The sequence below is a fragment of the Spirosoma flavus genome (assembly GCF_054778555.1).
The window spans coordinates 1,101,995-1,123,516 of the sequence record NZ_BAAGZL010000001.1; the positions used below are offsets into that span (position 1 = coordinate 1,101,995).

The window sequence follows — 21,522 nt, forward strand, 5'->3', positions numbered from 1 at the left end:
CTTAACGAATACTAGTATAAACCACTCATGATGTACCCTATACGTATCTTTCGTTTTGGACTGGTGCTGTTGCCGCTATTAGGAGGCCACCCCAGTCTGGCGCAATTTCTGGCTGTGGCCAAAGCGCACCCTCGAATGTCCTATCAGACATCTTCTGCTCAAATGCTCCAGTTGAGGGACGTATTGAGCCAACTAAAAACACGTTATCAGGTCGATATTCTGTTTGAAGATCGGCTGGTTAGCGATCATCTGGTGAGTCCAGCGGTGATTGAACCGGGTGCTTCGCTGGAAAAAAATCTGGCGAAAGTCCTTAAACCACAAGGGCTTCGTTATGCGAAAGTAAAAGCGGGTGTATACGTAGTGCTGTCGGTCAACAAAACGCAGAAAGTAACCCTGCTGGAAGGAGCCAATCCTTTATCGCCTATTGGATCTGAACCGCTCGAAACCGCTACGTTGAATCAGGTGGCTTCGCGGGAAATGCAAACGACCGTTGACCAAACCATTAGTGGGCGTGTTACCGACGAAGCTAACGGTGGCGGTTTACCTGGTGTGAGCGTTGTGGTGAAAGGTACAACTCGTGGTACAACCACCGATTCAGATGGTAACTACCGGGTTAGCGTTCCCGACCAATCGGCCAATCTGACGCTGGTCTTTTCGTTCATCGGTTATGCTACGCAGGAAGTTGTAGTCGGCAATCGCACAACGGTGAACGTAACACTTGCTGGCGACAATAAAACGCTGGATGAGATTGTGGTAGTGGGGTATGGGCAACAAAACCGTCGTGATCTGACTGGATCTATTGCTTCATTAAAAACGCAGACGATCAAGGATCAGCCCGTTACGAACGTAGTAGAAGGCTTAACCGGACGGATGCCGGGCGTTGTGATTCAGCAGAATACGGGTGCTCCCGGTAATGCGCCATCCATCAAAGTGCGGGGGTTAGGTTCGATCAGTGCGGGTAACGGGCCTTTGGTCGTTATCGACGGGCAACCACTGAATTCGGGTAGTTTAACGAATGCCGGTGGCCTGAACCAACTTAATCCGAATGATATCGACAAAATCGACATCCTGAAAGATGCCTCAGCAACAGCCATTTACGGGTCACGTGGAGCCAACGGCGTTGTCATGGTAACGACCAAGCGGGGCAAATCGGGGCAGAGCCGTATTAACTTCGATTACTATACCGGTACGCAGGAGGTTAGCAAAAAAATGACACTGCTCAACTCGCAGCAGTTCGCTGATTTCGTGAAAGATGCGTTCAATGCGGCCTATCTTGAACGGGTTCCGGGCGCTTCAATCAATGATCCGAATAGTGCTCGGGCGGCTGGTCAGCGGTATCGGTATCCGCGAGGGGAATTTGCCGGTGTTAACTTCGATGACCCCAATAGCCTGGCTTATTACGATTATCAGGACATGATTTTCCAGAAAGCGCCCATCAGTAACTACCAGCTTTCGGCATCGGGCGGCTCGGAGAAGGTGCAGTATTTCGTGTCGGGAAATTACCTGAAACAGGATGGGATTATTAAACGCTCGGGTATCAATCGGTATACAGTACGTACCAATATCGATGCTCAATTATCCTCCAAGTTAAAAGTTGGCGTGAACTTCAGCCCGTCATACATGGACGAAAACCGGACGGCTACGGATGGACACTGGGCCAATAATGGCATTATCAATGCAGCCCTGTCGCTGCCGCCGTTTATTCCGATTTATCAGGCCGATGGCATTACGTATAACTCGCAGGCTTTCTACGCGGCTCCCTACGATTGGCCCGGTATTACCAACCCTGTAGCCAACATTACGGAAGCCGATAACAAAGTAAGCCAGCTTCGTTTGCTGGGTAACGCCTATGCCGAATTTGCCATCTGGAAAACGCTACGTTATCGCGGCACAATTGGCGCTGATCTGAATTATCTCCGGCAGAATCAGTACCAGACTTCGGCCATGCCGCTCAACCAGCTTCTGCCCCCGAACGTATCGACCGGATCGGCGTACACGTCGCAGAACATCAACTGGGTAACCAACCACACGCTGAACTTTACGCACGACATTGGTACCGAACATCATCTGGATGCACTGATCGGGATGGAAGCTCAGAATAACGACTTCCAGGAAAGTCGCGTCAATGCCAATAACTTCCCGAATGATCTGGTACGTACCGTGAATGCCGGTACGATCATCGGTGGTACGTCGTTTCAGGAACAGTGGTCACTAGCTTCCTATTTTGCCCGCGTTACGTATAATTTCAAAGACCGCTATCTATTCAATGTATCGGTACGTCGTGATGGGTCGTCGCGGTTTGGTGTGACCAGTCGATTTGGTACGTTCCCGTCGGGTTCGGTTGGTTGGCGCGTGAGCGAAGAGCCATTCATGAAATCGATTCCAACAATTTCTGAACTGAAAGTCCGGGCTAGCTATGGATTGTCAGGAAACAATTCGTTCGGTAATTATCCGGCCATTGGCGTGTTGAGCAAAGACAACTACGTACTGGGCAACGCATTGGCGAACGGTCTGGCAACCAGTAGCATCAGTAATGAACGCCTAAGCTGGGAAAAAAGCCGCCAAACCGATGTTGGGATTGATTTAGGCTTGTTCCAAAACCGAATTTTCCTGACCGTCGATTACTATAATCGGACTACTACCGATTTGTTGCTTTCGGTGCAGGTGCCTTCGCTAACGGGTTTCACCTCGGCGGTACGTAACATCGGACAGGTCGAAAATAAAGGCTGGGAGTTTGCGCTGTCGACCCGGAATATTGAAGCATCGGGCACGAAAGGCTTTAGCTGGACAACCGACTTGAACCTGTCGTTCAACCGGAACAAAGTGCTCGCACTCGGTCCCACGGGCGATCCTATACGTAGCGGAACGGGCGTAGGCGAAACCAACATTTCGGTAATCGGCCAGCCCTTAGGTAGCTTTTACGGGTATCAGCAATTGGGCGTCTTCCGCGATCAGGCCGATCTGGACAGTTATCCGCACTGGGCCGACAGCCGCCCCGGCGACGTTAAATTTGCCGATGTGAATAACGACGGAAAAATCACTGCCGACGACCGCACTCTGCTGGGTAACAACCAACCCGATTTTATTTACGGAATCACGAATTCTTTTTCCTTCAAAGGTTTCGATCTGAACGTAGTGATTCAGGGTGTGCAGGGCGGTAAAATTCTCAACCTATCGCGTCGTTTCTACGAAAACCTGGAAGGAAACGCCAACCAGTTGAGCACGATACTGACCCGCTGGCGGTCGCCACAAGACCCCGGCGATGGCATCACGCCCCGCGCGAACTCCCGCACAACGGGCAGCAACAACGTAGTATCGACGCGCTGGATTGAAGATGGTTCTTACTTCCGTGTCCGGAACATTACGTTGGGGTATAACGTACCGAACACGCTGACGCAGAAGATAAAAGTGCAGTCGATACGTATCTATGCTGGTGTGCAGAACCCGGTAACGGTTTCGAAGTATCTGGGTTACAACCCCGAAGTAAGTGGCTACGAAGGCCCGTTAACGGGGGGCGTCGACTACGGTTCCTATCCGCTGGCACGGACCTACACGATTGGTTTAAATCTAGGCTTCTAATCTCTCGATTCTCATGAAACGAATTCATATTCTTATTGGGTTAGTGGCGCTAAGCCTGACAGCCTGTAAAGAAAAATTTCTGGACTTAAATCCAATCTCGGCGGTTGGTACTACGTCCTTTTATAAATCGCAATCTGACGTATTAACGGCGCTGAATGGTGCTTACGGCGCGCTTCAGGCCAACGGACAATACGGTCAGTTTTACGTAGTTTCCGAAATTCCTTCCGACGATACGCGCCCGGTGCTATCGGGTTCGGTCACGGATCAGGACGAATTCGATAAATTCTATATTCGAACCACTAACCCGTACACGCTGGGTCGCTGGAACGATGGTTATCGCGGAATTTATCGCTGCAACGCCATTATTGAGCGTGCGGGCGGTGTTTCGATGAACGAAACTCTGAAGGCACGTATCATTGGCGAAGCGAAATTTCTGCGCGCACTGATGTATTTCAATCTGGTACGTGTTTTCGGCGACGTACCGCTCGTTTTAACTGAAATCACTGATCCATTGCAGGGTTACGATTATGCGCGCGCTCCGGTGGCTGATGTATACAACCAGATCATCAAAGACCTGACTGATGCCGAAGCGGTTCTATCGGTTAGCTACACCGGCGCCGATGTAGGCCGGGCGACGAGAGGAGCGGCCAAAAGCTTACTTGGAAAGGTATATCTGACCCAAAAGAAATACGCCGAAGCAGCTACGAAACTGAAAGAGGTGGTTGATGCCAATACGTATTCGCTGCTGCCGAGCTACGCTGATTTGTTTAAAGCGGCTAACAAAAACAATAAGGAGTCAATATTTGAGGTGCAGTATAAAAAAGGTAACCTGGGCGAAGGCAGCCCCTTTGCCAACGCCTACGCGCCTGAAAACTCTGGCAATGCGGTTATTCAGTTTGGGGGTGGTGGAAACAACCAGCCAACTACGGATCTGGTAAATAGCTACGAAGCCAACGACCCGCGCAGAGCCATATCAATGGCAACTAGCTATACGAATAGCAGCGGTGTAAAGATCGATTATAATTATATCCGTAAATACCTCGACCCACCAACCGTGGCGAATGATGCGGACGATAACTGGTACGTACTACGTTACGCTGACGTACTATTGATGTATGCCGAAGCCCTGAACGAAACCGGAAAAACTGCCGACGCGCTACCGTATCTGAACCAGGTCCGTAAACGGGTTGGACTGGCCGATAAATCCGTTACGTCCCAGGCCGATATGCGGTTGGCGATTGAGCAGGAACGTCGCGTAGAACTGGCGTTTGAGGGACATCGCTGGTTCGATCTGGTACGTACTGGCCGTGCTTTATCCGTTTTGCAGGCTAAAGCAACGGCAATTGGTATCAAAACGGCGCTCAGCGAAAACCTGTTAGTGTTCCCAATCCCACAAAGCCAGATCGACATCAACCCAGGAAAAATCAAGCAAAATCCGGGCTATTAGGAGCTGTAAGGTTATAACGTTATAGGGTTGTAAAGTTGGCTGACGCCTAAATTGCTTTCGCGTCAGCCAACTTTACAACCCTACAACGTTATAACCCTATAACTTCCTATCTATCATACCTAAATCCCTTCTTCGGGCCTTCAATGGGGTCGGCTTGCTCCAGCGTGAGGGTATGATCGAACGATTGGGTGATGGTTTTATGAATGCCTTTGCAGATGGTATCAAGTGGCAGGTCGTTTTCGTCGGTGCCAAAAGGATTCTCAATTTCTTCGGCGATTACTTCTAGACTCGCCAGCACGTAGAATACGAAAATTACCAGCGGGATGACGAGATAGTGAAGATTTGACACGTAGCCGAGCGGTAACGTAAGGCAGTACATCACGATGAATTTCTTAATGAATGAGCTGTATGAGAACGGAATCGGTGTGTTCTTGATACGTTCGCAGGCGCCACAAATGTCCATCAACGACTGAACTTCGTCATTCAGAATAATCAGGTGTTCGGGTATCAGGATTTTCTGACGTTGCAATTCGTTGATCTTCCCGAAAATGGCGAGCGCGATCTGTTGTGGTACGTGTTCATTCAGTCGCAGATTGCTTAGGCCGAACGTAGCGGTCTCTGTAAATTCACGTTCAAAATCATTTGAGCGGAGGTGATTCTTGAGCGCAAACGCAAAATTGGGAATCATGGCGCGGAAAAACGTTCTGGCTTCACTCTGATCTGGCTCTAGTAGCTGGTCTAGTTTCAGCGTCATATTCCGGGTGTTGTTCACTAGACCTCCCCATAATTTTCGCCCTTCCCACCACCGGTCGTAAGCCGTATTCGTCCGAAACACCAGCAGCATCGAAATCACGAAGCTCAGCAGGGTGTGCATGAACGAAAAGTTTTTCAGGTGCGGATTTTCACTCAAGCCCATCAACTCGATGATGTGAACAATAATGAATGAGTAAACAGCGATACCGATCAGGGCGGGCGTTAACTTGCGAACCGTGTCGGCCCGGTTGAACGTAACGATAAACCGAATCCACTCTTTCGGGTTGTAATTGACCATAGACGTTGGGTTGAGTATGCGATTGGCAAAAATAGCAACGTTTCGTTTGTATCACTTGTATACTTGTGCTGATTCCGCTACGTTAGCTATAGTACGTTAAAAACCGATTTCATGCCCATTTCTGCCCGACTAATTTCTTTCTTTTTTTTCTGGACAATTGCTACGTTCGTTACGGCGCAGCAGATTCAGACCGTCGATCATATTTACGATCCAAAGGTGCAAACGGTGCTGTTGTACCCGCTACTCAACGCGAATCCAAACGATCCCACGCGCACGTTAAATCCACCTATTATTTCGCTGGATGAACAGGTACCCCTTGAAGTCGAATTCGACGAATTATCGGCTAATTATCGCTCATTCCGGGCCAAACTTATTCATTGCAATTCCGATTGGCAGAAGTCGGTGTTGAATGACATTGAATTCACGTACGAATACAACGATAATCCCATAACCGAATACCAGATTTCGATAAACACCAAAGTCCCGTATTATCATTATCGATATACATTGCCGCGTGTGAAATTGCCGGGAAATTACATTTTGGTAGTTTACGACGAGCGGAATCGAAATAGCATCACGTTCACCCGACGCTTCATGACGTATCAGAACCGGGTGTTGGTATCGGCTCTGGCACGGTTCTCTGCGGCTCCCGACCGGCAGTTTGTCGACCAGCAAATAGACTTTACTATTAATTATAAAGGCTATCAGGTTATCTCTCCTCAGGACGATTTTAAGGTAGTGATCCGTCAGAATTACCGCGACGACCGGGTGATTCAGAACCTGCGACCTACCAACGTACAAGCGTTTGATCAGGTGCTCGATTATAAACTTATTGACCTGAGTAATACGTTGCCGGGGGTTAATGAATTCCGCTTTTTCGATACGCGGACGATTCTGTCCCGTGCTAACTACATTGAACGTATCGACCGACCCGCCGACCGCAATATTGCCTACGTACAGGTCGATCAGCCCCGCGCCCGAGGTGCTTACATTCAGAGCGATGATTTCAATGGGCAATACGTTATCGACCACCGCGAAACAGGCGACGGTGCTACGTATGCTGATTATATTGAAACGGTATTTACGCTACGTACCCCCGAAATACCGAACGTAGCGGTTTACGTGAATGGAGCCTTTAATTTATGGCAACTGAACGATCGCAACAGAATGACTTACGATCCAATTCTTAATGCGTATCGGACGTCGATGATGCTGAAACAGGGTGTCTACAATTACGACTACGTAGTGCAGACGAGCGGCTCTCCGCCGAAGGTTGATGAGTATTACATTGAGGGAAGTTTCTCCGGAACGGAAAACGATTACGAAGTATTCGTGTATCATCGCCCGCCTGCTTCCCGCGCCGACCAACTGATTTCGTATCGGCGGATAGGGATAAATAAACGGAAGTGATCTGAACCGGGATTTAGCAGATTGAGGGATTTTCTGGATTTTGTTTTTCGCTTCTTCGAAGCGTTTCATCTATTAACAAAATCCAGAAAATCCCTCAATCTGCTAAATCCCGGTTCAGCCTTACGCGCTGTGGAGGAATTCCATAATATCGCCGTCCTGTACGACGTATTCCTTTCCTTCAACGGCCAGTTTGCCGGCTTCACGAACGGCGGATTCTGTTTTGAATTGTTGAAAGTCAGGTAATTTCATGACCTGCGCCCGAATAAACTTCTTCTCGAAATCGGAGTGAATCACACCGGCGGCTTGGGGGGCTTTCCAGCCACGATGAATCGTCCAGGCACGTACCTCTTTAACCCCCGCCGTGAAATACGTAATGAGACCTAGCAGTTTGTAAGAAGCTTTGATGAGTTTGCTCAAGCCCGATTCCGTCAGGCTGTATTCGCCCAGAAATAGCTCGCGCTCTTCAGGGTCTTCCATTTCGGCAATCTGCGATTCGATGCTGGCACTGATCACAATCACTTCGGCACCTTCGTCTTTCACCGCTTCCCGTAGCGCGTCAGAATAAGCGTTTCCATTGGGCAGAGAACCCTCATCGACGTTTGCTACGTAGATAACCGGTTTGATGGTCAGCAATGAAATGTCACTGAGAGCGGCCTCCTGTTCTTCGGGTGATACGTTCACGGTACGGGCACTTTTACCCGCTTCCAGAGCCGTTTTGTAAATCTTCAACGTAGCGAGTTCGGCTTTCGCTTTGGCGTCGCCAACCTGGGCTGCTTTCGCAATCCGCTGGATTTTCTTATCGACAGACTCCAGGTCTTTTAGCTGAAGTTCGGCGTCGATAATTTCCTTATCCGATACCGGATTCACTTTGCCTTCTACGTGAACGATGTTTTCGTCTTCGAAACAACGTATCACGTGCACGATGGCATCGACCTCGCGAATGTTAGCCAGGAATTTATTGCCCAGCCCAGCGCCTTGACTGGCACCTTTTACGAGCCCGGCGATATCCACAAATTCGATAATGGTTGGTACCACTTTTTGCGGTTTCACCAGCCCTTCGAGCGTGTCTAAACGCTCGTCGGGTACGGTCACCACGCCCACGTTTGGTTCTATCGTACAGAACGGATAATTGGCAGCTTCAGCCTTCCCGCTCGAAATAGCATTAAACAGCGTCGATTTACCCACATTTGGTAAACCCACGATTCCACATTGTAAACCCATAGTTTAAATGCGAAAGAATGAAAGAGTGAAAGAGCGAATTTGCCGGACGGATTTCGCTCTTTCATTCTTTCGCTCTTTCACTCTTTAGTTTTTCCACAAAAATACAATCCCAACAGCGTACCACAAAAAAAGCCTTCGGTACTACACCGAAGGCAACTAATGAATGGGACAAACGTCCGCAGCGATTAGAAAAAAGTAGAGAAGTAAAGTCTAGCTCATTCAGTACGTTCTAATGTGTTGTTATTCCCATTTCAATTCGCTGGCAAAATCGTCCTGTTCGTCGCGTTCGCGCTGACCGAACTGAGCAAAATCCACATCCGGCATGAGTTCCGATTTCACATGTTCGACGGTTTCCTGCAGGGCTTCGACGAACTTATCGAAGTCTTCTTTGTAGAGAAACATTTTGTGTTTCTCATAAATGAACCCTTCTCCCTGCGGGTGCCGTCGGCTTTCGGTAATGGTCAGGTAATAATCGTTGGTTCGGGTTGACTTGACGTCAAAAAAGTAGGTCCGTTTGCCGGCCCGTACACGCTTTGAATAGATTTTCTCCCGGTCTCTTTCGTCCACAGTTAAATTGGTTTAGCTATTCTAAACCGCTAAAGTACGGTCATTAGTGAAAGTTCAAAAAGAAAGTGTATAAATATATTTTAGGGTAGTTTTTCCCCAAGTGGTCCGGATGTTTGTAGAAGTTATTCTACAGTTTTTTGAATAAATGCTTGGTTATAAGCCTGCTGTGATTTATATTTGTTTTTCAGGAATTGCACTTTTTGGGGGCGGACGGTATGCATGATGTCAATTGGCATACTCTCCGTCTATTTTTTTCACGTAACCAAGAGCTGTATGAGTTTAATCATGTCCCTTATGTTGTTTTTTGCCAACATAAAACCGGCGGAGGCCCTTCCAGGCCTCATACAGAAAGGCAAAGCGTCTTTTTATTCCAAGAAGTTCAATGGTCGCAGGACCGCTTATGGTGAGCGAGTTAGTTCTGAAGCACTGGCAGGTGCTCACCGTCATTACCCACTCAATACGTTGGTTGAAGTAACAAACCTCGACAACCATCGATCAGTAATTGTACGAATCAATGATCGAGGCCCTTTTTCGAAAGGACGTATCATTGACCTGACTCATGCAGCCGCTGAGGCACTTGGCATGGTTTCGAGAGGGATTGCCAACGTATCGCTACGTGTGGTTGGCAAAGGCCAGGAGATCGTTCTCGCACCATTTAATACGCCAGTTGCTTTTCAGCCGATGCTGGAACCTGTCCTCTAATCTGCATTTGTAGAATACGACCGCGCACCGTTCGAAATTTCAATGTGCAATTCCTGCCTGAAATGTCGAACGGTGCGCTTTTTGCGTTAAGTTTAAAGAGTGGTCTCTAAGAGCGAAAGAATGAAAGAGCGAAAGAGTAAAGCCGTCCGGCAACTGTTCGTTCTTTCACCGCTCCGGCGGCCCGGTCTTTCGCTCTTTCATTCTTTCGCTCTTTAATCTACATGAAGCAGCCCCTTAATCTCGGTCAGGTACGTTCGTTTGGTAATGTTGAATTTCTGGCCCGCCAACTGGTCGAAGGGTTCATTACCGGTCTTCATAAATCGCCGTTTCATGGTTTCTCGGTGGAATTTGCCGAACATCGGCTTTACAATACCGGCGAAACAACCCGACACATCGACTGGAAAGTTTTCGGCAAAACGGAGAAGTTGTTTGTGAAGCGGTACGAAGAAGAAACTAATCTGAGATGCCATCTGCTAGTCGATACGTCGTCGTCGATGTACTACCCGGAAGCCAATTACGGGAAGATAACGTTCAGCGTGATGGCGGCTGCCTGCTTAGCGTATATGCTTCAGCGTCAGAAAGATGCGGTGAGCCTGACAACCTTTTCTGATACGATTGATGTGCAGACGCCAGTGAAATCGACCCCGTCTCACGTGCACAAACTGTTCACGCAGCTGGACTTGTTGATGCAACAGCCCAAACCGCTACGTCGGACGTCGGCGGCTGATGTGATTCACCAGGTTGCCGAGAAAATTAACAAGCGGTCGCTGGTGGTGATTTTCAGTGATATGTTTGAAAATGCTGAAAAATCAGATGCCTTATTTTCGGCGCTGCAGCACCTTCGCCACAATCTGCATGAAGTTTTGGTTTTTCACGTAACGGATAAAAAAACCGAAGAAGAATTTGCCTTCGACGAGCGCCCCTATGAATTCATCGACCTCGAAACGGGTGAGAAAGTGAAACTCCAGCCGGGGCAGGTTCGCGAGACGTATCAGCAAGCCGTGAAGTCTTATTTTCAGGAATTGAAAATGCGTTGCGGTCAATATAAAATTGACTTTATCGAAGCGGATATCGCGCAAGGTTTCGACCAGATTCTAACGTCTTATTTAGTGAAGCGCACGAAAATGAAGTAGCAGGGGTTGTCTTCTTACGAAATCGTTTGACTTTGGATAGTCAACGCATCTGAGATTATACAACCAGAACCACAACGCTATGTCATTACAATCTGAGCAGGACTTGATCGGTATGCAGCAGATTAGTCAAATTGTTGGCTCAACTCTCAAGTGCATGCAACAATATGCCCGACCAGGAATGTCGACGTTTGAACTGGATCAATATGGACGGCAACTGCTGGAGGAGTACGGTGCCCGGTCGGCTCCTAAGCTCACTTACGGTTTTCCGGGTTGGACATGTATCAGTTTAAATGAGGAAGTCTGTCATGGCATCCCGTCCACAAAACGGATTCTCCAGGAAGGTGATTTGATCAATATTGATGTATCTGCTGAACTGAATGGCTATTGGTCCGACAATGGTGGCTCGTTCGTATTGGGGCAGGATATTCATCAGCATAGTGCACTGGTGGAAGCCTCGAAGCGCATTCTGGCCAAAGCCATTAGTCATATTCGGGGAGGTGTGCAAATTGCGGAAATTGGGCGCATCATTGAAACGGAAGCCAAGCGAAGCGGTTATCGGGTCATCAAGAATCTGGCTGGACACGGAATCGGCCGGAGCCTGCATGAAGAACCTCACGATATTTTGTGCTATTATGATCGGTCTAATAAAAACCGTTTTCGAAAGCACTCTGTCGTGGCAATCGAGACATTTTTATCCACTAAAGCCACCTATGCTCAGGAAAAAGGAGATGGTTGGACCTTAATCGCCAAAGACAGTTTTGCCGTGCAGCACGAACAAACGATTGTCGTTACCGACAAGGAACCCATCATCCTGACCGCTGCGAATCAATTGTGGAATTAACGGCTTTACTAGCCTATCATTGCCTTGCACAAAGCAACTTACATAACAGGTAATAAATGGCAGAATTTAAAATCGAAAAAGGACCTGAACTCGATTATTACGCAACAAGCCTTTGTTGGTTAGGGATAACACGTCGGGAATTAGCTGCGCTTAGGACGATTGTAAAGCGCGAAGATTTTTTATTGATGCTGGGCCATTTTGGGTCATGTTACCAATCTGAAGAAAGCCCCGAAATAATCAATTTTGCTTTCACGTTAATGACAGAACGTGAGGTTTCTCAAGAACTAATAGACAGAATAGTTTCATTTATTGATAGCAATCGCTTTGAGAATTAGGCTAATCTGTCTGCATACATGATTTAAACTATGTATCTCAGTATAAAGTAAAAACCACTACGTAACGTTACGTAGTGGTTTTTACTTTATACTGATTGTCGAACGTATTGAACTGTAAAAAAGCAATTCCTACTTCTTTACACTCGCTTTCGCATTAGCGGGTGCTGTAGCCGGTTTAGCTGTTGCATTTTGCCGTTTGTGGAAACCGATAAAATCTTCGATTTGCTCGATTGGTAATTTACGGGCAATGATCTTTTTATTCTTGTCGAGGATATACGTAGTGGGCGTGGTCCAGACGTCGTATTTGTGCCGATAATCGGTCCGGTACGTGAAATCGTAGCCGTTGATAGCGTTCTTCAGTTTAAATTCCTTCACGAACTTCTTCCACTCTTCCGGGCTCTGGTCGATAGCAATGGCCACTACGTCGACGCCCTTGCCTTTGTAGGCATCCGCGAATTTCTGGAGCTTGGGCGCACTCTCGCGGCAGTGTCCGCAGGTAGGCGAATAGAACACATACACCGTGTAATCGCTTTTGAGGATCGACTGAAGATTGAGCGGCCGTTTTAGCGAATCACTCACTACTGGCGTAACCAGCGTTTTGCCGACCAGATTCGGTTTTAACGTAGCAACGCGTTCGCCAATGCTTTTCAGCGTCGACGAATCCGAAACGGTCATGACACCCGTTTTATAATATTTCTCAAACATGTGTACAAACAGACCGTCGGTTCCCATTACTTTGGGCTGTTCGTACTGACTGGTGATGTAATAGATGGTATAGTATTTAATCTCTTTGTTTTTTCCGGCAATAGCTTTATTCACCAGAAAATCAGCCTCTTTAATCAATGAATCGGGCACCTGAACCGTCAGTTCCTTAATATATCGCTCAATTTTCGATTGCAAAAGCTGCGTCCGGACAAAGCGTTCATCACCAAAGTCAAAATCGTCCCAATAGTGTTTTTTATAATAATTAAACGTCCACGTCGAATCCGGGCGACCATTGGCGGCTTTGGGCGCAGCCGGAACTTCCGGTTCGGCGCTGGCTTTAAATAGTTTAACCGTGAACGTAGTGGGGTTTTCCTTCATGAACTGAATGCGATAATCATTCGCCTTCTGCTGCAAATCCGCCATCTTTTTGTTCACAATAGCGGCCGAAGCCGCATCGTTACGTAGTTTTTTCTCGGCTTGTATAGCTTGGGCTTCGTCGTAAAACTTAGCCAGCCCCTGCTGATACGTATAAAATAACTCGTTCTCTTTCGAGCCGGTTATTTTCATGTTTGCAACAACGCTGGACGTATCGGAATCGAATCCAAACTGCTGATCGTCAGTCATGATGAACTGGACGTAGGGATTTTTGGTAGGCACTACGACCATATATAATCCTTCGGGCAGCGCTTTTTTGCCCTCAAACGTCATATTACCATTAGCATCGACGCGCGCGGTGTCTTTTGGGATGTACTGCGTAGAGCCAAAATAGTGCGCCAGAACACAGGTTGTGTCTTTTATGCCTTTAATGTGTCCCGTGATTTTATAGCCGTCGGTGGCTGTTTGAGCCCATACAAGGGGAGTCAGTAAGCAACTAAGCAGAACCGTCAGGAGGAGATTTTTCATACAAGAGGGTACGTATCTTCGCAAAGTTAAGTATTGTTTGGTGTATTAAAGAGCGAAAGAATGAAAGAGCGAAAGAGCGAAAAAACAGCAGTAATCTTCTGTAGCTGATTCGCTCTTTCATTCTTTCGCTCTTTCACTCTTCGTACTACGTTTCTACAAAACGCTTGCCATACCTGATATAGTCTATGTTTTATTTCTTTTCCAAAACGTTAACGTTTCTTCTGACACCCGCAGGATGGCTCGTAATCACTTTATTAGCAGCCTTTTTTACAAAAAAACTCCGTTACCGTAGACGATTTATTGCCGTAGCACTAGGTATTTTCGTTTTGGCTGGCAATTCCTTCCTTACGAATGAACTGGCCCTCTTGTGGGAGTACCCCATTCAGCGGAATAGTATTATTCGGAATGATTCAACCATCCATGTGGCTGTTGTGCTGACAGGTGGTATCATCAATACCATGAAAGAAATACCAGACAACGGGTCAGAACATCGTTTTCTGTTGGGTAGAGAGGCCGACCGCGCTGCCCAGGCTTTGTATCTTTATAAAAAAGGAATTGTTCAGAAAATCCTGATTAGCGGTGGTAATGGCTCGCTGCCGTTCCAGGCCAAAGTGGTTAGTGATGAAGGCCAAATGACCGCTACGTTCCTGACGACGGCTGGTGTTCCGGCAAATGATATTGTGCTCGAAAACAAGTCCCGGAATACGCGTGAAAATGCGCTTTTCTCAACCCGTATGCTTCAACTACGATTTCGGACTAACCAATGCTTACTTGTTACGTCGGCCTGGCACATGCGTCGGGCAGTTGGTTGCTTTCAAAAAGCGGGCGTCAGCGTAACACCTTTTCCGACCAGTTTTATTGGCAATCGTCGGTCTTTTTCGCCAGGCGAATGGCTTCTGCCGCATGAAGAATCGTTCTTAGACGCGTATTATCTCATCCGGGAGATGATTGGTTTTTTAACATATCGAATCGTTGGGTATGTGTAAAAGCTAACGGTCTCATTCGCAGTAGTTTTGCTACGTTGTCACTATATAATTCTTTTTGGTAAGCGATGGAATATGAGAGAACGGCCCGAGAATTAATGGCAAGAATATTGTTATTTCAAGGTAGATATTGTACTTTTACAAACCCATAAAAAAATGAAGGGTATCGCGGAGTGATGTAGCGGTTCCTTCAGAATCAATTTTAGTGCTCTCTGCACGATTTACACTGCCTTAAGTAACCAGTCAGATAGCAGGTAAATGGAGTAAATACGATTCAGTAAAGAATACCTTTTTTGCGGCTGTTAGAATAGTGATCAGAAAGCAACGTAGCGAGTGAAGCCGCTGAGTATCAGACGCCGTTCAGGGTGAACGACGGAGTAGCGTACCCACCGTAACAATTGTTGCTGATGACCAAACTGTACCTGACGGTAGCAGCCGTTTGTGGCCTTACTATCTTCTCCAGCTCACAGGCCATTGCCCAAACCAGTCCGTTTTTTGCGCTCAATGCCGCTTCAGTTGTAAAGCCGCTTATCAAATGGGCCACTTCGCCTAAGAATGATGAAAGTCCAATTCATTTTTGTGGGGAAATGGTGCCCATCAATGATCCAGCCATCACTGATCGATGGGCGCGAACCCTTCATCAGCAGGCATCCTGGGCCAATGATCTGACCGTACTGAAACGCCGGGCTTCTGTGGTGTTTCCCATCATCGAACCGATTCTGCAACAATATCGAATTCCGTCCGATTTCAAGTTTTTGCCTCTATTGGAAAGTGCCGTAACCAACCGGGCGGTGTCGCGACGGGGAGCGGCTGGTTTCTGGCAACTGATGCCCCAAACGGCCCAATCGCTGGGGTTAAGTGTATCACGTCGACGCGACGACCGTTTCAACTTGCTCAAAGCTACGCATGCTGCCTGTCGGTATATCAATGAATTGCACGACCAGCTAGGCTCCTGGATGCTCGTGGCTACGGCTTATAACGCCGGACCGAACTATATCCAGAAATTGGCTCGTCAGTATCCTGACCGGCACCCGATGGCTTTGCCGTACCGGGCGGCTGAGACCAAAGCTTATTTGTTCCAGACAGTAGCCATTAAGGAACTGCTTACCCGTCCTCAGATATATCGGGCGGAGCTTGGAGGAGCTTTGGCATCTTTAAGTAACGATGCTTCTGTACTCTCAGCCGAGCGGGCTGCTATCCTGGCTTCATTTGATATGGACGAAGATACATTCGCCAAAGTCGCTGCTAAAGGGGATGAAAGTGTAGAGGAGCCACTTTTTGTCGCAGATTCCACAACGAACGTAGTGCTCATTGTAGAAGATCAGGACAAGGCTACTGAAGCTGTAATTATTGATGATGAGCCGGAAAAAAATGAAAAGCCTGCTGCTACGTCGGTAGCACCCGCACCAGTCGTAGCGTCCAATCGGCTGGTAACACGTAGTATGAGCGAAGGCAACCTGAGCGAAGGAAAACTCTGTATTTTTCAGGTCGTTCAGCCAATTACCATCAACGGACGAACCTTTGTCGTGGGCGATATGATTCAAGCCCATATCGAAATCATTGACGCAGGTTCAGGGCGCGTATTCTTACGAACTGATCAGTTGACAACCGCCCAAACCCGCGAAACTATTCCGCTTCGATTAGTGGCTACTGAACAACCCCGACAACCCGGCGTAGCAAAACCATCACGATTGGAAGGCTGGCAACTTTCCTGGGAAGCGTTGTAAATTAAAGAGTGAAAGAATGAAAAAGAGAAAGAGCGAAAGCCATCCGGCAGAATTTTCGCTCTTTCTCTTTTTCATTCTTTCACTCTTTAAATCACTTTCGGTCCCTGGCGGTTGATCTGTGATACGTATGCTTCGCTGGTAATGCCTACAGATAGGAATGCTTGCTGCATGGCGGCTCCTACTTGCTCAGCGGTCTGCACATCACGACTCAGGGCGAACATCGATGGCCCTGATCCTGAAATGCTGCATCCTAGTGCACCATTATCTAGTGCGGCCTGCTTGGCTTCGTTAAATTCGGGTATCAGTATAGAACGTACCGGCTCAATAATTACATCGACCAGCGAACGACTGATGAGATCATAATCAGGCGTCATCAGCCCCGCAATCAGCCCCGCTACGTTGCCCATCTGTGTGATGGTATTCTTCAGGGAGACTTCATTTTTCAGAATAAACCGGGCATCTTTTGTATTCACCTCAATATCGGGGTGGACCAATGTACAATAGAGCGCAGCTGAAGTTTCAATTTTAATAACGTCCAGCGGGCTGTAACTTCGAACCACCACAAAACCACCGAGCAAAGACGGCCCTACATTATCGGCGTGGGCTGATCCACAGGCGATACGCTCACCTTCCATGGCAAAAGGCAGCAGTTTCATAACGGGCAGAGGCCTCCCTAATAACTCATTCACAGCATAAACACCTGCTACGGCGCTGGCTGCACTAGAACCCAAACCGCTACCAAGCGGCATCTGCTTGTGAAGCACAACGTCGAGACCAAGATCGGTTCTATTAATCTGCTGGAGGTACGTTTGAATCGCAATTCCGGCTGTGTTACGTGCGGCTTCCCGCGGCAGTCGACCTTCGTCGCCAATGATATCGGTAATGCGAACACCCGGTTCGTCGCTGATCGTGAGGGTAATCTGGTCGCCAGGATTATCAACTGCAAAGCCAAAAATATCGAACCCGCAGGCTACGTTGGCCACCGTAGCAGGAGCAAATACACGTATTGAATCCACAGTATAAAGGGAGAAACAGGCCGCAAAGGTAATGATTTGAATCGGAAATCGTTGGACAGTCAACGTAGTGATTTCTCTACTTTGTTATAGAAATTACAAGTAATATCCATTCAGATTAGCGCTGCTACGTTTGCCTTAATTTCGATTGAGAATTTTGGCCAATAGTGATTTTGTCAAACGTAACGTAGTGAAAAAGTTTAGTTGAAAATAGTAGATTTCGTGTACGTATTAATACTTAATTACCTATCCTATATATAATTAATTATCAGTGGTTTGTCGCAATTCTCAATGGGGGTTAAATTCTGATTAAAGGTGCAACGTTTGTAGACTCTGGGTCGTATTCTGCTACGTACACAAACTAATTCCTATCTGTTACCCGAATAAATCATCCGATGAAAAAGCTAATTGTTGCCGGATGCGTCGTTACTGCCTTACTGGGTGGCTACGCTTGCACAAAAACCTCAGATTTGACGCCTGACGATGCCAACGCGTCGGCACGTAGCGCAGCCCCCGCCAGTGGAAGTGCTACCGGTCCTCATTCTGGTACAGCCACACCTCCCCACAACGGGACAGAAACCCATCCGCATAGTGGTACTGGCACGCCACCGCATAGCGGTACGGGCGGGCCTGGCGGGCCACCACCTCCGCATAGTGGCACGGCTACTGGCCCCCATACGGGTACGGCAACACCCCCGCACAGTGGTACGGACACGCAACCACATAGCGGTACGGGTACCCCTCCGGGACCAAAGCCAAAACCAAAGCATTAATAAGACTACGTAGTAAATCAAAAAGCCAGACATGTGTCTGGCTTTTTGATTTACTACGTATCGATTTTACTCGCCGAACATCTGATTCCAGATGCCTTTGGCTCTTTCTTTGGCTTCTTCGATCTGGAGCGCGGCTTCAGCTTTCAATTCATCCAATTTTACCTGAGCCGCTTCGAGTTGAACGGTCGCTTCGGCTTTCAGATCGTCGAATTTATCTTCTGCAGCTTCGGAAAGTTCGTCGGCTTTGGCAGCTGCAGCTGCGAATACGGTTTCGGCCTGTGCCTGTAAATTGGCGAGGTTGGAGGCTGTCGACGCTTTAGCTGCTTCAAAATGTTCCGTCGCTTTGGCCTGAAGCCCATCAATATCAATGTCTTTACCGAATTCTTTGGCTTGGGCTACTAGTTTGTCTTTCAACTCGTCAAGTTGCGTAGCAGCCGCATCTAGGTGTTGACTTGCCTGCGTTTTAAACGATTCGAGTTTTTCGGCGGCAGTAGCCTTGGCCGCCTGTGCCTGTTCGGTGGCGTTGGTTTTGGCGTTATTTTCCATCAGATTGCTTGTGGGGTTTCGGGTAAAGTTGAGAAAATTAGCGCAAATCCCTTACAAATTTGGAAGAAGGGTCTAATAAACAGGAAGAAAGGTCAAAATAGCCCTAGGGATTTAACTCAGACGTCGGATAATCAGACCGTTAACCAGCTCAAAAAGACCCGCCGGCTTCAGGGTTCGCCAATTGGCAATATCGAGGGTTCCGCCAAAGTTGATGTAATAATCGAGGTGGTATTTTTTCCATTCGCGTTCCACAAACTCCGGCGAGTGGATGGCGGCAATCCAACCGTCTTCTACGTCTTCAAACCACTCCTCGTAATAGCTGTCGTCGGACCCGTGAAAGTTCAGGATGTTTTCGGCAATCAGGATAAAATACTTAATGCCCTGATCAACCAGCGGATCTATTACCTGCCGTTTGAGGTACATAATGTCGTTATGTAACGTATCATTCCACTCGCCAAAAAGCTCGATCACTACAAACTGACGGTCGTAGTTGGCAAAGAGAATCTTGCAATACAGCGTTTCTGAGCCGATTTCGTCCCAAAGTGGGTGAATGTAATAGCCGTAAATAGTATTTTCATACTGCTGCATATTGTACTCCCGTTCGTAAAAAGGCGACTGCTCATCCTCCGACGCTGTGTAGTACTTTTCCCAGCCGTAAAAAGGTTCAATATCCTGCATAATCAAAGAATGAAAGGGTGAAAGAGCGAAAGAGCGTATTTCCAGTGCAACCACTCTTTCACTATTTCACTTATTAAGTATAACGTCAACGTAGCGGTGATTGTTGAATGGGATAATAGTATGTTTACACGATGAAACCGGCAAGTAAGTATATTCTGATTACGGGTGTCTCAACGGGCATTGGCTATGGTGCTGCCAGACAGTTTGTTAAACATGGATACACTGTGTTTGGTAGCGTCCGAAACCAGCCTGATGCCGACCGGTTGCAGGCTGAATTAGGACCTTCTTTTACCCCGCTACTGTTTGACGTAACCGACGTAGCAGCCGTTACGTTGGCCGCCCAGCAACTGACGGAAAAACTGGCCGGAAGTGGCTTGGGCGGGCTTATCAATAATGCCGGAATGGCCATTGGCGGGCCGTTGCAAAATCAGCCTATCGATACGTTTCGGAAACATCTGGATGTGAACGTAGTGGGCGTGGCTCTGGTCACACAGGCGTTTTTGCCGCTGTTGGGCGCTCGCGATAACCACCCGGTTCAGCCCGGCCGAATTCTCAATATCAGTTCCGTAAATGGGCAAATTGCGATTCCGTTTATGGGAGCTTATGTCAGTTCGAAATTTGCCCTTGAAGGGCTATCGCACAGTCTACGGAGAGAGTTGATGGGGTTCGGGATTAAGGTGATCATTGTAGGACCGGGAGCCGTTAAAACGCCGATTTGGGCGAAAGGAACGGATATGTCGGCTTACCAGAATACGCCCTATTTTCCGGCCATGAAAGGGTTTCTTAAACAAGTAGAAAAATCGGAAGCCAACGGTTTTTCAATCGATGAGGTGGGGCAACGTATCGTCGAGATTTACGAAACACGTAACCCGCAGGTACGTTACGCACTGGTGCCTAATTTGCTGATGAGCTGGATGTTACCCCGGTTGCTTCCCCACAAGGTGCTCGACTGGATTCTGGCAAGAATAGGCAAACACTAGGAATAAGATTCATACGGCAGAAACGTAGCGAAAGTGCTTTTAACGAACGTAGTACACCATTGATTTGTATGCTTAAACCCGCTTTTCAGAAAGACGACGCTTTGCTGGCCGATATCGAAGCCGCTCGCCTGCAACCCGACAAACTGCACATCTGGTGGCTCGGTCAGAGTGGTTTTTTGTTGCAGTACAACGACAAACACGTACTATTTGACCCTTATCTGTCTGATTCATTATCTGAAAAATACGCGCAAACCGACAAGCCACACGTTCGCCTGTCCGAACGCGTTATTCTCTCGGGCCACCTCGGAATGGTCGACGTTGTTACGTCCAGCCACAACCACACCGATCATCTGGATTATGATACGCTAAATCCATTGTTTGCGGCTAATCAGGATATAAAATTCGTTATTCCGGCAGCCAACCGCGCTTTTATCTACGAGCGAATGAACAGTAACTTTGGTCATAATCAGCCCATTGGTATGGCCGATGGTGAAACTGTCGAAGTAGACGGCATTACGTTCCACGGTGTTCCGGCGGCTCACAACGAAATAGAACGCGATGCCGAAGGACGTAGCAAATTCATGGGGTTTGTGGTGGAAATTGGTCCGTATCGGGTTTATCATTCCGGTGATACGCTCTGGTACGATGGCATGGTCGATATACTACGTCCCTTCGCGGTCGACGTAGCGTTTCTACCCATCAACGGCAATAAGCCTGAACGGCGCGTAGCTGGAAATCTTGATGCCGACGAAGCTGCACGATTAGGCGTTGCTATTTGTGCAAAACTTGTGATTCCGCATCATTACGACATGTTCGCCTTCAACACCGCCGATCCTGCCGACTTTATACGTGCCTGTGAGAAATACGGTACATCTTATCGGGTAATGCAGTTGGGAGAGCGTGTTAATGTGAGTCGGTAGAACAAGAA

Annotated in this window: 19 protein-coding genes; 12 read left to right on the forward strand and 7 right to left on the reverse strand. The window is 47.8% G+C overall.

All coding sequences use genetic code 11. From position 1 onward, the window contains the following. Window positions 1-27 precede the first annotated feature (27 nt). Window positions 28-3,579: a SusC/RagA family TonB-linked outer membrane protein gene (locus tag ACYVF1_RS04215; RefSeq protein WP_461075930.1), complete on the forward strand. Its 3,552-nt coding sequence runs from the start codon at window positions 28-30 to the stop codon at window positions 3,577-3,579. A 13-nt stretch (window positions 3,580-3,592) separates the two neighbouring features. Next, on the forward strand, window positions 3,593-5,026 hold the full coding sequence (locus ACYVF1_RS04220) for a RagB/SusD family nutrient uptake outer membrane protein (RefSeq protein ID WP_461075932.1): 1,434 nt from the start codon (window positions 3,593-3,595) through the stop codon (window positions 5,024-5,026). Between the two features lie 106 nt (window positions 5,027-5,132). On the opposite strand, the gene ACYVF1_RS04225 is transcribed toward ACYVF1_RS04220, so the two are convergent. Beyond that, a complete protein-coding gene (locus ACYVF1_RS04225; protein WP_461075934.1) occupies window positions 5,133-6,077 on the reverse strand; it encodes a bestrophin family protein in 945 nt (314 codons plus the stop codon). A 111-nt stretch (window positions 6,078-6,188) separates the two neighbouring features. On the opposite strand from ACYVF1_RS04225, the gene ACYVF1_RS04230 reads away from it, so the two are divergent. After that, window positions 6,189-7,487, forward strand: a complete 1,299-nt coding sequence (locus tag ACYVF1_RS04230) for a type IX secretion system plug protein (RefSeq protein ID WP_461075936.1) — start codon at window positions 6,189-6,191, stop codon at window positions 7,485-7,487. Window positions 7,488-7,607: 120 nt separating this feature from the next. Here ACYVF1_RS04230 and ychF read toward each other — a convergent pair whose 3' ends face one another. After that, window positions 7,608-8,708: a redox-regulated ATPase YchF gene (ychF, locus tag ACYVF1_RS04235; RefSeq protein WP_461075938.1), complete on the reverse strand. Its 1,101-nt coding sequence runs from the start codon at window positions 8,706-8,708 to the stop codon at window positions 7,608-7,610. 240 nt (window positions 8,709-8,948) lie between these two features. Beyond that, a complete protein-coding gene (locus ACYVF1_RS04240) occupies window positions 8,949-9,275 on the reverse strand; it encodes a DUF3276 family protein (RefSeq protein ID WP_461075940.1) in 327 nt (108 codons plus the stop codon). A 273-nt stretch (window positions 9,276-9,548) separates the two neighbouring features. Between ACYVF1_RS04240 and ACYVF1_RS04245 the strand changes: the two genes are divergently transcribed. From ACYVF1_RS04245 to ACYVF1_RS04260, 4 genes are all read left to right on the forward strand, one after another. Next, window positions 9,549-9,977, forward strand: coding sequence for a septal ring lytic transglycosylase RlpA family protein (locus tag ACYVF1_RS04245; RefSeq protein WP_461075942.1), 429 nt, complete (start codon window positions 9,549-9,551; stop codon window positions 9,975-9,977). Between the two features lie 221 nt (window positions 9,978-10,198). Continuing rightward, window positions 10,199-11,110 carry a DUF58 domain-containing protein gene (locus ACYVF1_RS04250; protein WP_461075944.1) on the forward strand — a complete coding sequence of 304 codons (912 nt, stop codon included), beginning with the start codon at window positions 10,199-10,201 and terminating at the stop codon, window positions 11,108-11,110. A 79-nt stretch (window positions 11,111-11,189) separates the two neighbouring features. Then, complete coding sequence (map, locus tag ACYVF1_RS04255; RefSeq protein ID WP_461075946.1) at window positions 11,190-11,951, forward strand: type I methionyl aminopeptidase; 762 nt, start codon at window positions 11,190-11,192, stop codon at window positions 11,949-11,951. 56 nt (window positions 11,952-12,007) lie between these two features. Next, a complete protein-coding gene (locus tag ACYVF1_RS04260; protein WP_461075948.1) occupies window positions 12,008-12,286 on the forward strand; it encodes a hypothetical protein in 279 nt (92 codons plus the stop codon). Window positions 12,287-12,415: 129 nt separating this feature from the next. Here the strand turns inward: ACYVF1_RS04260 and ACYVF1_RS04265 are convergent, their stop codons facing one another. Then, complete coding sequence (locus ACYVF1_RS04265) at window positions 12,416-13,894, reverse strand: DUF4369 domain-containing protein (RefSeq protein WP_461075950.1); 1,479 nt, start codon at window positions 13,892-13,894, stop codon at window positions 12,416-12,418. A gap of 185 nt (window positions 13,895-14,079) precedes the next feature. On the opposite strand from ACYVF1_RS04265, the gene ACYVF1_RS04270 reads away from it, so the two are divergent. Both ACYVF1_RS04270 and ACYVF1_RS04275 read left to right on the forward strand, forming a co-directional pair. Beyond that, window positions 14,080-14,880 carry a YdcF family protein gene (locus tag ACYVF1_RS04270; protein WP_461075952.1) on the forward strand — a complete coding sequence of 267 codons (801 nt, stop codon included), beginning with the start codon at window positions 14,080-14,082 and terminating at the stop codon, window positions 14,878-14,880. Window positions 14,881-15,284: 404 nt separating this feature from the next. Beyond that, a complete protein-coding gene (locus ACYVF1_RS04275) occupies window positions 15,285-16,604 on the forward strand; it encodes a lytic transglycosylase domain-containing protein (RefSeq protein WP_461075954.1) in 1,320 nt (439 codons plus the stop codon). An 86-nt stretch (window positions 16,605-16,690) separates the two neighbouring features. Here ACYVF1_RS04275 and ACYVF1_RS04280 read toward each other — a convergent pair whose 3' ends face one another. Continuing rightward, on the reverse strand, window positions 16,691-17,620 hold the full coding sequence (locus ACYVF1_RS04280) for a homoserine kinase (RefSeq protein ID WP_461075956.1): 930 nt from the start codon (window positions 17,618-17,620) through the stop codon (window positions 16,691-16,693). 392 nt (window positions 17,621-18,012) lie between these two features. Between ACYVF1_RS04280 and ACYVF1_RS04285 the strand changes: the two genes are divergently transcribed. Continuing rightward, complete coding sequence (locus ACYVF1_RS04285) at window positions 18,013-18,390, forward strand: hypothetical protein (protein WP_461075958.1); 378 nt, start codon at window positions 18,013-18,015, stop codon at window positions 18,388-18,390. A 66-nt stretch (window positions 18,391-18,456) separates the two neighbouring features. Here ACYVF1_RS04285 and ACYVF1_RS04290 read toward each other — a convergent pair whose 3' ends face one another. Both ACYVF1_RS04290 and ACYVF1_RS04295 read right to left on the reverse strand, forming a co-directional pair. Continuing rightward, window positions 18,457-18,936, reverse strand: a complete 480-nt coding sequence (locus ACYVF1_RS04290) for a hypothetical protein (protein WP_461075959.1) — start codon at window positions 18,934-18,936, stop codon at window positions 18,457-18,459. 111 nt (window positions 18,937-19,047) lie between these two features. After that, the gene (locus tag ACYVF1_RS04295; protein ID WP_461075961.1) at window positions 19,048-19,614 is read right to left on the reverse strand and encodes a hypothetical protein; all 567 of its coding nucleotides are present in this window, start codon (window positions 19,612-19,614) and stop codon (window positions 19,048-19,050) included. 131 nt (window positions 19,615-19,745) lie between these two features. Here ACYVF1_RS04295 and ACYVF1_RS04300 point away from each other — a divergent pair, with 131 nt between their 5' ends. Both ACYVF1_RS04300 and ACYVF1_RS04305 read left to right on the forward strand, forming a co-directional pair. Further along, window positions 19,746-20,594 carry an SDR family oxidoreductase gene (locus ACYVF1_RS04300; protein ID WP_461075963.1) on the forward strand — a complete coding sequence of 283 codons (849 nt, stop codon included), beginning with the start codon at window positions 19,746-19,748 and terminating at the stop codon, window positions 20,592-20,594. Window positions 20,595-20,662: 68 nt separating this feature from the next. Continuing rightward, entirely contained in the window at window positions 20,663-21,514 is an 852-nt protein-coding gene (locus ACYVF1_RS04305; protein ID WP_461075965.1) for an MBL fold metallo-hydrolase, read from the forward strand. The last annotated feature ends 8 nt before the right edge of the window (window positions 21,515-21,522 follow it).